This window comes from Streptomyces sp. NPDC102258, assembly GCF_055584685.1.
The window spans coordinates 1-13884 of sequence record NZ_JBVJLO010000022.1; the positions used below are offsets into that span (position 1 = coordinate 1).

A 13884-nucleotide genomic window follows, 5' to 3' on the forward strand; every position below is an offset into this window, starting at 1 on the left:
GGATCGACGACCTCCTCAAAGCCGCCGACTGATCGCAACCTCACACAGGCCCTAGCGCGCCGCCGCCCGCGCCGTGAGTTCCTTCCACACCGCGCGCACCTGCGGCTCCAGCGCCTCCAGCGGCCCGTCGTTGTCGATGACCAGCGTGGCCACCGCGAGCCGCTGCTCGCGGGTGGCCTGGGCCGCCATCCGCGCCCGCGCCTCGTCCTCGGTCATGCCGCGCAGCGCGGTCAGCCGGGCCAGCTGCGTGCCGGGTGACGCGTCCACCACCACGACGAGGTCGTACAGCGGCGCGAGCCCGTTCTCCGTGAGCAGCGGTACGTCGTGCACCACGATCGCGTCGGGCCCCGCGGCCCCCTCCAGCTCGGCGGACCGGGCCCCGACCAGCGGGTGCACGATGGCGTTCAGGGCCTGGAGCCGCTCCGGGTCGGCGAACACGATCGCCCCCAGCTTCGGCCGGTCCAGGGCCCCGTCGGCGGTCAGCACGGAGTCCCCGAAGGCCTCCACCACGGCCGCCAGACCCGGGGTCCCGGGCTCGACGACCTCCCGCGCGATGCGGTCGGCGTCCACGACGACCGCCCCGTACCCCGCCAGCAGCCGCGAGACCTCGCTCTTGCCGGCACCGATTCCGCCTGTCAGGCCCACTTTCAACATGCTGAGCACCCTAGGCCCCGCCACCCGGCGGGATCCAGGGCCCCCCGCACCCGCCCCCGTACTCCTGCCTACCCCTCGCCCTCGCGCTCCGCCAGGAACCGCTCGAACTCGCGGCCGATCTCGTCCGCCGACGGGATCTCGGCGGGCTCGGCGATCATGTTCCCCCGGGTTTCGGACCCGGCGGCGGCGTCGTACTGGTGCTCCAGCCCCTGGACCAGGCTGACGAGCTCCTCGTCGCCCTCCCGGATCTGGCGGTCGATCTCGGTCTGCGTCCGGTGCGCCTCGGTGCGCAGGGCGTGCGCGACGGCCGGCAGGACCAGCCCGGTCGCGGCGGTGATCGCCTCCAGCGCGGTGAGCGCGGCGTCCGGGTACGCGGAGCGGGCGATGTAGTGCGGTACGTGCGCGGCGACGCCCAGCACGTCGTGCCCGGCCTGGCCGAGGCGGAACTCCACGAGCGACTCGGCGCTGCCGGGGACCTGGGCCTCGTCGAAGGGGCTGCGGTGGCCGGGCATCAGGTCGGTGCGGTTGCCGTGCGGGGTGATGCCGACGGGGCGGGTGTGCGGGACGCCCATCGGGATGCCGTGGAAGTTGACCGAGAGCCGTACGCCGAGCCGCTCGACGATCTGCCGGACGGCGACGGCGAAGCGCTCCCACTCCACGTCCGGCTCCGGGCCGGAGAGCAGCAGGAACGGCGCGCCGGTGGCGTCCTGCACCAGGCGCACCTCCAGGGCGGGCTCCTCGAACTCCGTCCAGTGGTCGCGCTTGAACGTCAGCAGCGGTCGCCGGGCGCGGTAGTCCACCAGCCGGTCCGCGTCGAACCGGGCGACCACCTGGTGCGGCAGCGTGTCCAGGAGCCGCTCGACGATCTGCTCGCCGGTCTCACCCGCGTCGATGTACCCCTCGAAGTGGTAGAGCATGACCAGCCCGGCCGAGTCCTGGGCAAGGGCCAGGTCGGCCACCGCCAGCCCCTTGGCGTCCCACTCGTACAGACCCTGTGGATCAAGCACCGTCACCACTCCTCCCTCGCGCCGTGTTCTGTGGCGACAACGCCCAAGGAGGCGACGCCATTCCCCAGTTGGCGCGATGCGCCGGAAGTGACGCGTACGCGGCCCCCCGCGACGGGCCGCCCCCCGCACGAGCCCGCCCGGGCCAACGCGACGAGGCCCGCCCCCCGAAGGGGACGGGCCTCGTCGTTCACCTCACATCAGCGCGGACGTGCCGCACCGGGATGCGCTGTGGCTGCGATCAGCTCTGGCCGCCGGCCAGCTTCTCGCGGAGCGCGGCCAGTGCCTCGTCCGACGCCAGGGCGCCGGAGGTCTCGTCCGCACCCTCGGAGGAGTACGAACCACCGGAGAGGCTGGCGCCGCCACCGGTGTTGCCACCACCGGCGGCCGGGGCGGCAGCGCCCTCGGCAGCGGCGGCCTCGTCGGCCTCGCGGCTCTTGATGACCTGCGCCTGGTGCTGCTCGAAGCGGACCTGCGCCTCGGCGTACTGGCGCTCCCACGTCTCGCGCTGGGTCTCGTAGCCCTCGAGCCAGTCGTTGGTCTCGGGGTCGAAGCCCTCGGGGTAGATGTAGTTGCCCTGGTCGTCGTAGGACGCGGCCATGCCGTACAGGGTCGGGTCGAACTCGACCGACGCCGGGTCGGCACCGAAGGACTCGTTGGCCTGCTTCAGGGACAGCGAGATCCGGCGACGCTCCAGGTCGATGTCGATGACCTTGACGAAGATCTCGTCGTTGACCTGGACGACCTGCTCCGGGATCTCCACGTGGCGCTCGGCCAGCTCGGAGATGTGGACCAGACCCTCGATGCCCTCGTCCACGCGGACGAACGCACCGAACGGAACCAGCTTGGTGACCTTACCCGGGACGACCTGGCCGATCTGGTGGGTCCGGGCGAACTGCTGCCACGGGTCTTCCTGCGTCGCCTTCAGCGACAGGGAGACGCGCTCGCGGTCCATGTCCACGTCGAGAACCTCGACGGTGACTTCCTGACCGACCTCGACGACCTCGGACGGGTGGTCGATGTGCTTCCAGGACAGCTCGGAGACGTGCACGAGACCGTCGACGCCGCCCAGGTCCACGAAGGCACCGAAGTTGACGATCGAGGAGACGACGCCGGAGCGGACCTGACCCTTCTGCAGGGTGGTGAGGAACGTCTGGCGAACCTCGGACTGGGTCTGCTCGAGCCAGGCACGGCGGGACAGGACCACGTTGTTGCGGTTCTTGTCCAGCTCGATGATCTTCGCCTCGAGCTCCTTGCCCACGTAGGGCTGGAGGTCGCGGACGCGACGCATCTCGACGAGGGAGGCCGGCAGGAAGCCGCGGAGGCCGATGTCGAGGATGAGACCACCCTTGACGACCTCGATGACGGTACCGGTGACGATGCCGTCTTCTTCCTTGATCTTCTCGATCGTGCCCCAGGCACGCTCGTACTGAGCGCGCTTCTTGGACAGGATCAGGCGGCCTTCCTTGTCCTCCTTCTGGAGAACCAGGGCCTCGATCTCGTCGCCGACCTTGACGACCTCGTTCGGGTCGACGTCGTGCTTGATCGAGAGCTCGCGGCTCGGGATCACGCCTTCCGTCTTGTAACCGATGTCGAGGAGAACCTCGTCCCGGTCCACCTTGACGATGACGCCGTCGACGATGTCGCCGTCGTTGAAGTACTTGATCGTCTCGTCGATCGCCGCGAGGAACGCGTCCGCGTCGCCGATGTCGTTGACCGCTACCTGCGGAGGGGTGGTGGCGGTGGTCTCGGTGCTGCTCGTCATGTGGGAAAGGGCTCCGGTTACGGACAGAAAGTCGTAGGTACTGCTACGCCGGGAGCCCTTATCGGCAACTGCCGAAGCCGGACAGCCAAGGAAGCCCCGCATCCACAGAAGCAGCGGTAGGGCCTCGAAAACCGAGGGGACATCAACAGAAGCAAGCGCAGCCTGCTAGGTCTGAGGAGCACAGGCTCGCAGCGCAACTTGTAGCATACGGGGGCAGCCGGACAGGGTCAATGCGCGAAGGCCCACAGCGCGGGCACATCACCGCATAACCGGCACAATTCGTGTGCGTGGACGCCCCGATGAGCAGTTCGAGAAGTACACCGGGACGCACGTCAGGAACCCATCCGCAGACTACGACGACGGGCCCCATGAACCAAGAGGACTACGACCCCGAAGACGCGTACGAGGCGGAAGCCGCCGCCGGGGACGACGCCGAGGCCACCCGGCGTGACGCCGGCGAGGCGGAGAGCAGCAGGGCCAGCCGCGGCTGGTGGGACCGCAACGCCGACGACTACCAGAGCGAGCACGGCGCCTTCCTCGGCGACGACCGCTTCGTCTGGGGCCCCGAGGGCCTCGACGAGGAGCAGGCGGCCCTGCTGGGACCGGCCGCCTCCCTCAAGGGCAAGGACGTCCTGGAGATCGGCGCCGGAGCCGCCCAGTGCTCGCGCTGGCTCGCCGCGCGGGGCGCCCGCCCGGTGGCCCTGGACCTCTCCCACCGCCAGCTCCAGCACGCCCTGCGCATCGGCGATGACGTACCGCTCGTCGAGGCCGACGCCGGCCGGCTGCCGTTCCGCGACGCCTCCTTCGACCTGGCCTGCTCCGCCTACGGGGCCGTCCCCTTCGTCGCCGACCCGGTGAACGTGATGCGCGAGGTGCGCCGCGTGCTGCGCCCCGGCGGCCGCTGGGTCTTCTCCGTCACCCACCCGATCCGCTGGGCCTTCCCCGACGAGCCGGGGCCGGAGGGGCTCTCCGTCGCCGCGTCCTACTTCGACCGGACCCCGTACGTCGAGCAGGACGAGGCGGGCGACGCCGTGTACGTCGAGCACCACCGCACCCTCGGCGACCGGGTCCGGGACGTGGTGGCGGGCGGCTTCCGCCTGGTGGACCTGGTCGAGCCGGAGTGGCCCGAGTGGAACGACCAGGAGTGGGGCGGCTGGTCCCCGCTGCGCGGCAACCTGATCCCCGGTACCGCGATCTTCGTCTGCGAGCGCGACTGAGGTGACCCGCTCCGTGCCCTCCCCCGTGATCCATACCGCCGAGCTGGACGCCCTGCCCGTACGGGAGGCCGTGCCCGCGCTCGTCGCCGCCCTGGAGGAGCGGGGCGCGGCCGTGCTGTGCGCGCCGCCCGGCACCGGCAAGACCACGCTGGTGCCACTGGTGCTGGCGGGGCTGGCGGGGGGCGGGCCGCGCCGCCGGGTGGTGGTCGCGGAGCCCCGGCGGATCGCGGCGCGGGCCGCCGCGCGCCGCATGGCGTGGCTGCTGGGCGAGCGGGCCGGGGAGTCGGTCGGCTTCACCGTGCGCGGCGAGCGGGTCGTGGGCCCCGGGACGGTGGTCGAGGTGGTCACCACCGGGGTGCTGCTCCAGCGGCTCCAGCGGGACCAGGAGCTGACCGGCGTGGACGTGGTGGTGCTGGACGAGTGCCACGAGCGGCACCTGGACGCGGACACCGCCGCCGCCTTCCTCCTCGACGTACGCGCGACCCTGCGCCCGGAGCTGCGGCTGGTGGCGGCCTCGGCGACGACGGACGCGGCGGCCTGGGCGCGGCTGCTGGGCGACGGGGACGGCGCCGGGCAGGCGGCGGCGCCCGTGGTGGAGGCGGCCTCGGTCTCCTATCCGGTGGAGACGGTGTGGGCGCCGCCGGTCCGGCCGGTGCGGCCGCCGCACGGCATGCGGGTGGACCCGGCGCAGCTGGCGCACGTGGCCTCGGTGGTCCGGCGGGCGCTGGCGGAACGTTCCGGCGACGTGCTGTGCTTCCTGCCCGGCGTCGGCGAGATCGCCCGGGTGGCCGGGCAGCTGGGGGCCGTCGACGCGGAGGTGCTCCAGGTGCACGGCCGGGCGCCCGCCGCCGTCCAGGACGCGGTGCTCACGCCCGCGCCGCACCGCCGGGTGATCCTGGCGACGGCGGTCGCGGAGTCGAGCCTGACCGTGCCCGGCGTACGGGTCGTCGTGGACTCGGGGCTCGCGCGCGAACCCCGGGTGGACCACGCCCGGGGCCTGGGGGCGCTGGCGACCGTACGGGCCTCCCGCGCGGCCGGCCGCCAGCGGGCGGGCCGGGCCGGGCGGGAGGCGCCGGGGACGGTGTACCGCTGCTGGGCCGAGGCGGAGGACGCCCGGCTGCCCTCCTTCCCCTCCCCCGAGATCCGGATCGCGGACCTGGCGCAGTTCGCGCTCCAGGCCGCCTGCTGGGGCGACCCGGACGCCTCCGGGCTGGCCCTGCCGGACCCGCCGCCCGCCGGGGCGATGGCCGCCGCGCGGGAGGTCCTGACGGCCGTCGGCGCGGTGGACGCCGGCGGGCGGCCGACCCCGCGCGGGCAGCGGATGGCCCGGCTGGGGCTGCACCCGCGGCTGGCCCGCGCCCTGCTGGACGGCTCCGCCGCGCTGGGGACCCGCCGGGCCGCCGAGATCGTCGCGCTGCTGAGCGAGGAGCCGCCGCGCGAGTACGGGGACGACCTGGCCGGGGCCTGGCGCCGGGCCCTGGCGGGCGGCGACGCGTACGCCGCCCGCTGGCGGGCGGAGGCCAGGCGGCTGGAGCGCGCCGCGGGTGACCCTGCCGGGCGCTCGGCCGCCGCGCCCCGGACCCCGTCCCGGGGCGCGGCCCCGGACCCCCGCGCCCCAGAGGCCTCACACGCCTCACAAGCCTCACACGGCGATGGAACGGGCACCGGCGCGGCCGCCGGGCTCGTCGCGGCGCTCGCGTTTCCCGAGCGGGTGGCGCGGGCCAAGGGGGAGGGGGTCTTCCTCATGGCCGGCGGCACGGCGGCCGAGGTCGGGGACGGGTCGCCGCTGCGGAGCGCGCCCTGGCTGGCGGTGGCGGTCGCCGACCGGGGGCCGCACGCCGCCAGCGCCCGGGTGCGGCTGGCCGCCGTCATCGACGAGGACACCGCCCGGGCCACCGCCGCGCACCTGCTGACCGAGGCCGAGGAGGTCTGCTGGGAGGACGGCGACCTCGTCGCCCGCGCCGCCGAGCGGCTGGGGGCGGTCCCGCTGGCCGTCCGCCCCCTGAGGTCCCCCGACCCCGCGCTCGTCCGGGCCGCCCTCCTCGACGGCCTGCGCGCCGAGGGCCTCGGCCTGCTGCGCTGGAGTGCCGACGCGCGGGCGCTGCGGGCCCGGCTGGGATTCCTGCACCGGGTACGGGGCGGCGCCTGGCCCGACGTGGCGGACGACGCGGCCCTGCTGGAGCGGGCCGGGGACTGGCTGGAGCCCGAGCTGTCGCGGGCCCGCCGCCGCGCCGACCTGGCCCGCATCGACGCCGGGCAGGCCCTGAACCGGCTCCTGCCGTGGGCCACCGGCGAGGCGGCCCGGCTCGGCGAGCTGGCCCCCGAGCGGATCGAGGTGCCCAGCGGGTCCCGGGTCCGCGTCGACTACACCGGCGAGCAGCCCGTGCTCGCCGTGAAGCTCCAGGAACTGTTCGGGCTGGCCGAGACCCCGCGCGTGGCCGGGGTGCCGGTGCTGGTGCACCTGCTGTCCCCGGCCGGGCGGCCCGCCGCCGTCACCGCCGATCTGGCCTCCTTCTGGCGGGAGGGCTACCGCGCCGTCCGCGCCGAGCTGCGCGGCCGCTACCCCCGGCACCCGTGGCCCGAGGATCCGGCGACCGCCGAGCCGACGCGGCACACCAACGCCCGCCTCAGGCGCTGAGGCCGCCCGCGCCGGGGCCGGTTTCCCCGCGGCGGCCGCGGGCCTCCAGCCAGAGGGCGGCCGCGAGCAGCGCCATTCCGGCCAGCGTGAGGCCGGCCGGGGCATAGGTGTGCAGTGCGAGGACCTTCGTACGATTGGCCGACACCAGATCCAGGGTGTACTTCGCGTAGTCGGGCCGCATCGTGACGTGCCCGGCGAAGGCGGTGAGCTTCCCGTCGGGCGCGCCGGCCGCGATGCCGCCGCGCATCTCCTGCTGGATGTCCTGCTCGGCGTTGACGGGCGCCCCGGTGACCGGGTCCACCCAGAAGCGGGCCGTCACCGTGTACCAGAGCGTGGTACCGGTGGTCTGCTCGATCGTCGCCGGGTCGATGCCCTCGATCGGCATCTTCTTCGGCATCGCCACCTTGGTCCAGGGGACGGTCTGCTCGAAGTAGTAGACGTCCAAGCCCCGGTAGGTGCGCGGTCCGACGTAGTGGATCGGCGAGGAGGTGCGGGTCTGCGCGTCGAAGTAGAGGTAGTCGCGCGGCTCGGTGAAGAACGGCCACTTGAACTCGATGCCCTCGCGCTTGACCGGGTCCCCGTCGACCATCTCGCCGGTGGCGTGCACGGGGTCCTGGGTGTGCGCGTCGAAGATGTAGCGCTCGGGGATGCGGGAGACCATCTTGCCGTCGGGCCCGATGATGTAGGACAGCGTGTCCCAGACGACGACGTCCTTGCCGGCGTCGGCCTCGATCTCCCTGGACGCCTCGACGTTGCCCTTGAGCGTCTGGACGATGGTGACCTTGTCGACCTTCTTCGGCCGCATGCCGCCGGCGTAGTCGAGCAGGGTCGCGTCCTTCGCCTCCATCACCATCTCCTGGTACTGGTTCGGCGGGATCTTGGCCAGCCTCGGGTACGCGTACCAGCGCAGCAGGGGTGCGAGGGCCGCGCAGAACACGGCGAGTGCCAGCAGGACCAGGCTCGCTCTGCGTCGCACGGCCGGCCTCCTCTACTGTCCGGGCGCGGCGGGCGCGGTGGTGAGCAGGGGCTTGGGGGAGGTCGTGCCCTCCGGCGCGTCGAACGCCGTGACGGCGAGGACGAGGGCCAGGGCGGCGGCCAGCCCGAGGGCGGCGGCGACGAGTGCGCGCATGCCGGGGCCTCCGGTATCTGATGGGGCGTCAGGGAGGCGTACCGTAGCAACGCGGGGGCGAGATGAGAACCGTCTGGGCCCGCGTCACGAGAAGGCCCGCCCCGCCCGCGGTGGCGGGCGGAACGGGCCGGTGGCCTCCGGCGGGAACCGGGGACGGCGTGCGGGGTGCTGCGCGGGCCTTCGGGGTTACGGGGCCCGCGGGGCCGGGGCGGCGGGGGTGGGGCTCGCCTTGGGCGAGGAGGGCTTCGCCGAAGGGGAGGCGGACGCGGTGGGCTTCGCCGAAGGGGAGGCGGACGCGGTGGGCTTCGCCGATGGGGAAGCGGACGCGGAGGGGGTCGGGGTCGGCGTCGGAGTCGGCGTGGGCGTCGGAGTCGGCGTGGGGGTCGGAGTCGGCGTGGGGGTCGGAGTCGGAGTCGGCGTCGGCTTCGGCTTCGGGTCCGGCTTCGGCGTCGGGTCCGGCTTCGGCGTCGGGTCCGGCTTCGGCGTCGGGGTCGGCGTAGGAGTCGGTGTCGGCTTCGGGGCCGGTGTCGGCTTCGGGGTCGGCGTGGGCGGGGGCGTCGGGCTCGGCTTCGGGGGCGTCGGCCGGGCCGTGCCCGCGCCGGAACCCCAACCGCCGCCGCCCGTACCGGCCGTGTCCGGGACCTCGTGCGCGCCCTGGAGGTAGTACGCGAACCAGGACCGCACCGTCCGCAGGTACTCCGCGGACTGGTTGTACGACAGCACCGCCCGGTCCAGGTCCGCCCCCACCCGCAGGTCGCGGTTGCCCGCGCACAGGTAGCGGGCCGCCGCCAGCGCCGCGTCGTGGACGTTGTTCGGGTCGCGGCGCCCGTCGCCGTTCGCGTCCTGGCCCCAGCCGGCCCAGGTGGAGGGGATGAACTGCATCGGCCCGACGGCCCGGTCGTGGCGGGCGTCGCCGTCATAGGCCCCGCCGTCCGTGTCGGAGATGTCCGCGAAGCCGTTGCCGTCGAGCACGGGCCCCAGGATGGGCCGCAGGGTCGTTCCGGCGGCGTCGACCCGGCCGCCGTTCGCCTGTCCGGACTCCACCTTGCCGATCGCCGCGAGGAGTTGCCAGCGCAGCCCGCACCCGGGGTCGCTCTCCGCCACCTTGCGCTCGGCGCCCCGGTACGCCGCGAGCACGCTCGCCGGTATCCCCTGGGCACCCTCGAACACCACCGGCACCGTCACGGGGACGGCCGGGCCCGCCGCGTCCGGGGCCGGTCCGGGCGTCGGCCGCGCGGCCGGCTGCCCGTCCTCCGGCAGCAGCGCCGCCGGGGGCAGCGGGCTGACCAGCGGCGGGAGTTCGGTGAAGTACGAGGAGTCGCCGCCGGAGCCCGCGGCGGGCCCCGCCGCCACCGTCCCCGCACCGTCCCCGGCCGCGGACATCCGCCCGCCGACACCGGCGGCCGGGCCCTGCGAGGCCGTCATCGCCGCGGCGACCAGTGCCGATACCAGAGCGGCGGCCGCGCCCCTGCGCAGTCCGCGTCCGGCTATTCGTGCCGACATGTTGGGTCCCTCCCCTAGGGCCTGGGCGTGCGCGTGACCCTACGTCAACTCCCTTCACAGGGCACGCACCGAAGTCCGGCTTTCACCGGATCCCCACGTCCCCGCGCGGCTCGCGCATACTGTCCCGACGCCTCCCGACGCCCGAGATCCAGGAGAAGCGCCATGCCGTTCACCCTCAGCCACGCGGCGGCCGTGCTTCCGGCCGTCCGCCGGACCGGTCGCGCCCGGGGGCCGCTGATCGCCTCCGCCCTCGTCCTCGGATCCTTCGCGCCGGACACCTTCTACTTCGCGGACGCGGTCGTCGAAGGCCTCTTCCGCTACGGCGGCTTCGCGCATTCGGCCCTCGGCGTGGTCACCGTGGACGCCGCCCTCACCGCCGCCCTCTGCGCGTACTGGCTCCTGCTGCGCGAGCCGCTCGTCGCGCTGCTGCCGCGGGCCTGGCGGGGCCGGGCGTACGCCCTCGTACGCGGTGAGTCCTGGCGGGAGCGCCGGCCGGCCGCGCTCGCCCTGTGGTGCTACCTGTCGGCGGTGGCGGGCTCGCTCACGCACGTGCTGTGGGACAGCTTCACGCACCCGCACCGCTGGGGGACGGACGCACTCCCCCGGCTCGGGGAGCCCTTCGCCTTCGGGCTGCCCCTCTACACCTTCGTCCAGTACGGAACGTCGGCGCTGGCCGGCTGCGCCCTGTTCTGGTTCACGGTGACGGCCTGGCGCCGGCTGCCGGTCCCGCCCGGGCCGCCCGCGGCGGTGCCGGCGCTCGGCCGTCGCGGGCTGTGGGGGGCGGCCGCGCTGCTCACGGTGTGCGTGGCGGCGGGGATCACCCTGCGGGTGGTGCGCTACTTCACCTTCTTCGACCGGATCCGCACCCCGCTCGACATCGTCCCGACCGTCTGCTTCGGCGCGGGCGGCGGCCTCGCCGTCGGCCTGCTGCTGTACGGGGCCCTCGTCCGCCTCCTGCACCGGCGCCCCCGGGACCCCGCCGGCCCCGGCGCCACGGCCCGGGACGCGCGGACGCCCGTCCCCGCCGCGTAGGCGGGAACGGGCGTCCGGGCCGGCGTACGGCCGTCCGTCAGTGCGCGGCGGACTCCCAGTCCGCGCCCACGCCCACCGACACGTCGAGCGGAGCCCGCAGTTCGACGGCGGCGGCCATCTCGCGGCGCAGCAGCTCCTCGACCTTCCCGCGCTCGCCGGGGGCGATCTCCAGCACGATCTCGTCATGGACCTGGAGCAGCATCCGCGAGGTCAGTCCGGCCTCGGTCAGGGCCTTGTCCACCCGGAGCATGGCGACCTTGACGATGTCGGCGGCGGTGCCCTGGATGGGGGCGTTGAGCGCCATCCGCTCGGCGGCCTCGCGGCGCTGGCGGTTGTCGCTGTTGAGGTCGGGCAGGTAGCGGCGGCGCCCGAACACGGTGGCCGTGTACCCGGTGGCGCGGGCCTCGTCGACCACGCGCTGGAGGTAGTCGCGGACCCCGCCGAACCGCTCGAAGAAGGTGTCCATCAGGCCGCGCGCCTCGGCGGGCTCGATGTTCAGCTGCTGGGCGAGCCCGAAGGCGGACAGCCCGTACGCGAGCCCGTACGACATGGCCTTGATCTTGCGGCGCATCTCGGCGTCGACCCGGGAGCGCTCCACCCCGAACACCTGGGAGGCGACGGTGGTGTGCAGGTCCTCGCCGGAGAGGAACGCCTCGATGAGGCCCTCGTCCTCGGAGAGGTGGGCCATGACGCGCAGCTCGATCTGGCTGTAGTCGGCGGTCATGAGGGTCTCGTAGCCCTCGCCGACGACGAAGCCGCGGCGGATGGCGCGGCCCTCGTCGGTGCGCACCGGCACGTTCTGCAGGTTGGGGTCGGTGGACGAGAGCCGGCCGGTCGCGGCGACGGTCTGGCTGAAGCTGGTGTGCACCCGGCCGTCGGCGGCGATGGACTTGACCAGGCCCTCGACGGTGACGCGCAGCTTGGCCTGCTCCCGGTGCCGCAGCATGATCACCGGGAGTTCGTGGTCGGTCTGCGTCGCCAGCCAGGCCAGGGCGTCGGCGTCCGTGGTGTAACCGGTCTTGGTCTTCTTCGTCTTCGGCAGGTCCAGCTCGCCGAAGAACACCTCCTGGAGCTGCTTGGGCGAGCCGAGGTTGAACTCGTGGCCCACCGTCGCGTGCGCCTCCTTCACCGCCTGCTGCACGGCTGCGGCGAACTGCTGCTCCATGCCCTCCAGGTGCTCGCGGTCGGCGGCGATGCCCGCCCGCTCCAGCCGGGCCAGCAGCTCGGAGGTGGGCAGCTCCATGTCGTGGAGCAGCTCGGTGGCGCCCACCTCGTCGAGCTTGGCGGTGAAGGCCTCGCCCAGGTCGAGGACGGCGCGGGCCTGCGCCATCAGGGCGTCGGCCTCGGCGCTCTCGTCGGCCCCGAAGGCGAGCTGGCCGTCGGCTGCCGGGGGCGCGAGCTCCCGGTGCAGGTACTCGTTGGACAGGGCGTCCAGCGCGAAGGAGCGGCGGCCCGGCTTGACCAGGTAGGCGGCCAGCGCGGTGTCCATGGTGACCCCGGCCAGGGTCCAGCCGTGCTCGGGGAAGACCCGCATCAGGCCCTTGGCGTTGTGCACGACCTTGGGGCGGGCCGGGTCGGCGGCCCAGGCGGCGAAGGCCTTCTCGTCGGCCTCGTCCAGCACGGAGGGGTCGAACCAGGCGGCGGCCCCGCCGGCCGCGGCGAGCGCGACCTCGGAGACGTTGCCCTGGCCCAGGCCCCAGCTGTCGACGGTGGAGACGCCCAGCGGGCCGCCCGCGTGGGCCTGGAGCCAGGGGCCCAGCTCACCGGCGCCCAGCACGGACCCGTCCAGCTCCACCCCGGCCGCCGGGGCCGGGGCGGGCTCCTCGGCGGTGCCCGGGTCCACGGCCAGCAGGCGCTCGCGCAGCGAGGCGTTGCGGATCTCCAGGACGTCCAGCACGCCGGTCACCGCGGAGCGGTCGTAGGGGGCGCGCTCCAGGTCGGCGGGGGCCTTGGGCAGCTCGACGTCCTTGACCATCTCGGTCAGGACCCGGTTGAGCTTCACGGCCTCCAGGTGGTCGCGGAAGTTCTGCCCGGCCTTGCCCTTGACCTCCTCGGCGCGCTCCACCAGCTCAGCGAACGACCCGAACTGGGTGATCCACTTCGCGGCGGTCTTCTCGCCGACGCCCGGGATGCCGGGCAGGTTGTCGGACGGGTCGCCACGCAGCGCCGCGAAGTCCGGGTACTGCTGCGGGGTGAGCCCGTACTTCTCCTCGACCTTCTCCGGGGTGAACCGGGTCAGCTCGGAGACGCCCTTGGTCGGGTACAGCACGGTGGTGTGCTCGGAGACCAGCTGGAAGGAGTCCCGGTCACCGGTGACGATCAGCACGTCGAAGCCGGCGGCCTCGGCCCGCGTCGCCAGCGTGGCGATCACGTCGTCGGCCTCGAAGCCGTCGATCGCGAACCGCGGCACGTTCATCGCGTCCAGGAGCTCGCCGATCAGCTCGACCTGTCCCTTGAACTCGTCGGGGGTCTTGGAGCGGTTCGCCTTGTACTCGGGGAACTCCGTCGAGCGCCACGTCTTGCGCGAGACGTCGAACGCCACCGCGAAATGCGTGGGCGCCTCGTCGCGCAGCGTGTTCGCCAGCATCGACGCGAAGCCGTAGATGGCGTTCGTCGGCTGGCCGGTCGCGGTCGTGAAGTTCTCCGCGGGCAGCGCGAAGAACGCCCGGTACGCCAGGGAGTGCCCGTCCATGAGCATCAGGCGGGGGCGGTCCGCTGCGGTCGGCTGGTCGGTCTTCTTCGATGCTGTCTCTGCCACGTCCCCGATCCTAGGCGCCCCCACCGACAAATCCGCCGTCGGCGATGTCGGCGCAGCGTGACAGGATTCGGACGCGCACGCGCATACGGCGCGCACGCAACGCGGCAGACGGCGCGCGGCCGCGGCCCGCACCGGCCGCGCGCGCGACGAAGCAGCGACTAAGCAGCAACGAAGCAGCTCAGGA

At 73.9% G+C, this 13884-nt stretch carries 10 protein-coding genes; 3 read left to right on the forward strand and 7 right to left on the reverse strand.

Annotation, left to right across the window (positions count from 1 at the left end):
• Positions 1-51: 51 nt before the first annotated feature.
• The 3 genes from coaE to rpsA all read right to left on the reverse strand — a co-directional run bounded on the left by coaE (position 52) and on the right by rpsA (position 3423).
• Positions 52-654 (reverse strand): dephospho-CoA kinase, encoded by a 603-nt coding sequence (gene coaE, locus ACZ6ZT_RS29315; RefSeq protein ID WP_469723094.1) that lies wholly within the window; start codon positions 652-654, stop codon positions 52-54.
• Positions 655-722: 68 nt separating this feature from the next.
• Positions 723-1661 (reverse strand): PAC2 family protein, encoded by a 939-nt coding sequence (locus tag ACZ6ZT_RS29320; protein WP_469723096.1) that lies wholly within the window; start codon positions 1659-1661, stop codon positions 723-725.
• Positions 1662-1899: 238 nt separating this feature from the next.
• Positions 1900-3423, reverse strand: coding sequence for a 30S ribosomal protein S1 (gene rpsA / locus ACZ6ZT_RS29325; RefSeq protein ID WP_469723098.1), 1524 nt, complete (start codon positions 3421-3423; stop codon positions 1900-1902).
• 368 nt (positions 3424-3791) lie between these two features.
• Here rpsA and ACZ6ZT_RS29330 point away from each other — a divergent pair, with 368 nt between their 5' ends.
• Positions 3792-4640, forward strand: coding sequence for a class I SAM-dependent methyltransferase (locus ACZ6ZT_RS29330; protein ID WP_469723099.1), 849 nt, complete (start codon positions 3792-3794; stop codon positions 4638-4640).
• Between the two features lie 25 nt (positions 4641-4665).
• Positions 4666-7278, forward strand: coding sequence for an ATP-dependent helicase HrpB (gene hrpB / locus ACZ6ZT_RS29335; RefSeq protein ID WP_469723231.1), 2613 nt, complete (start codon positions 4666-4668; stop codon positions 7276-7278).
• Here the strand turns inward: hrpB and pgfA are convergent.
• The 3 genes from pgfA to ACZ6ZT_RS29350 form a co-directional block, all read right to left on the reverse strand.
• Complete coding sequence (gene pgfA / locus ACZ6ZT_RS29340) at positions 7268-8254, reverse strand: cell envelope lipid trafficking protein PgfA (protein WP_469723101.1); 987 nt, start codon at positions 8252-8254, stop codon at positions 7268-7270. The two genes, hrpB and pgfA, sit on opposite strands and share 11 nt — an antisense overlap.
• A gap of 12 nt (positions 8255-8266) precedes the next feature.
• On the reverse strand, positions 8267-8407 hold the full coding sequence (locus ACZ6ZT_RS29345) for an SPW_0924 family protein (RefSeq protein WP_469723102.1): 141 nt from the start codon (positions 8405-8407) through the stop codon (positions 8267-8269).
• Positions 8408-8593: 186 nt separating this feature from the next.
• On the reverse strand, positions 8594-9910 hold the full coding sequence (locus ACZ6ZT_RS29350; RefSeq protein WP_469723103.1) for a lytic transglycosylase domain-containing protein: 1317 nt from the start codon (positions 9908-9910) through the stop codon (positions 8594-8596).
• A gap of 162 nt (positions 9911-10072) precedes the next feature.
• On the opposite strand from ACZ6ZT_RS29350, the gene ACZ6ZT_RS29355 reads away from it, so the two are divergent.
• Positions 10073-10942 (forward strand): DUF4184 family protein, encoded by an 870-nt coding sequence (locus ACZ6ZT_RS29355; protein ID WP_469723104.1) that lies wholly within the window; start codon positions 10073-10075, stop codon positions 10940-10942.
• Positions 10943-10979: 37 nt separating this feature from the next.
• Here the strand turns inward: ACZ6ZT_RS29355 and polA are convergent, their stop codons facing one another.
• Complete coding sequence (gene polA, locus ACZ6ZT_RS29360; RefSeq protein ID WP_469723105.1) at positions 10980-13700, reverse strand: DNA polymerase I; 2721 nt, start codon at positions 13698-13700, stop codon at positions 10980-10982.
• Positions 13701-13884: the final 184 nt, after the last annotated feature.

Bases quoted from the DNA above. Each gene is read 5' to 3' on its own strand.
- rpsA (WP_469723098.1), bottom strand. From the start codon at position 3,423: ATGACGAGCAGCACCGAGACCACCGCCACCACCCCTCCGCAGGTAGCG.
- ACZ6ZT_RS29330 (WP_469723099.1), top strand. From the start codon at position 3,792: ATGAACCAAGAGGACTACGACCCCGAAGACGCGTACGAGGCGGAAGCC.
- ACZ6ZT_RS29345 (WP_469723102.1), bottom strand. From the start codon at position 8,407: ATGCGCGCACTCGTCGCCGCCGCCCTCGGGCTGGCCGCCGCCCTGGCC.
- coaE (WP_469723094.1), bottom strand. From the start codon at position 654: ATGTTGAAAGTGGGCCTGACAGGCGGAATCGGTGCCGGCAAGAGCGAG.
- ACZ6ZT_RS29355 (WP_469723104.1), top strand. From the start codon at position 10,073: ATGCCGTTCACCCTCAGCCACGCGGCGGCCGTGCTTCCGGCCGTCCGC.
- ACZ6ZT_RS29350 (WP_469723103.1), bottom strand. From the start codon at position 9,910: ATGTCGGCACGAATAGCCGGACGCGGACTGCGCAGGGGCGCGGCCGCC.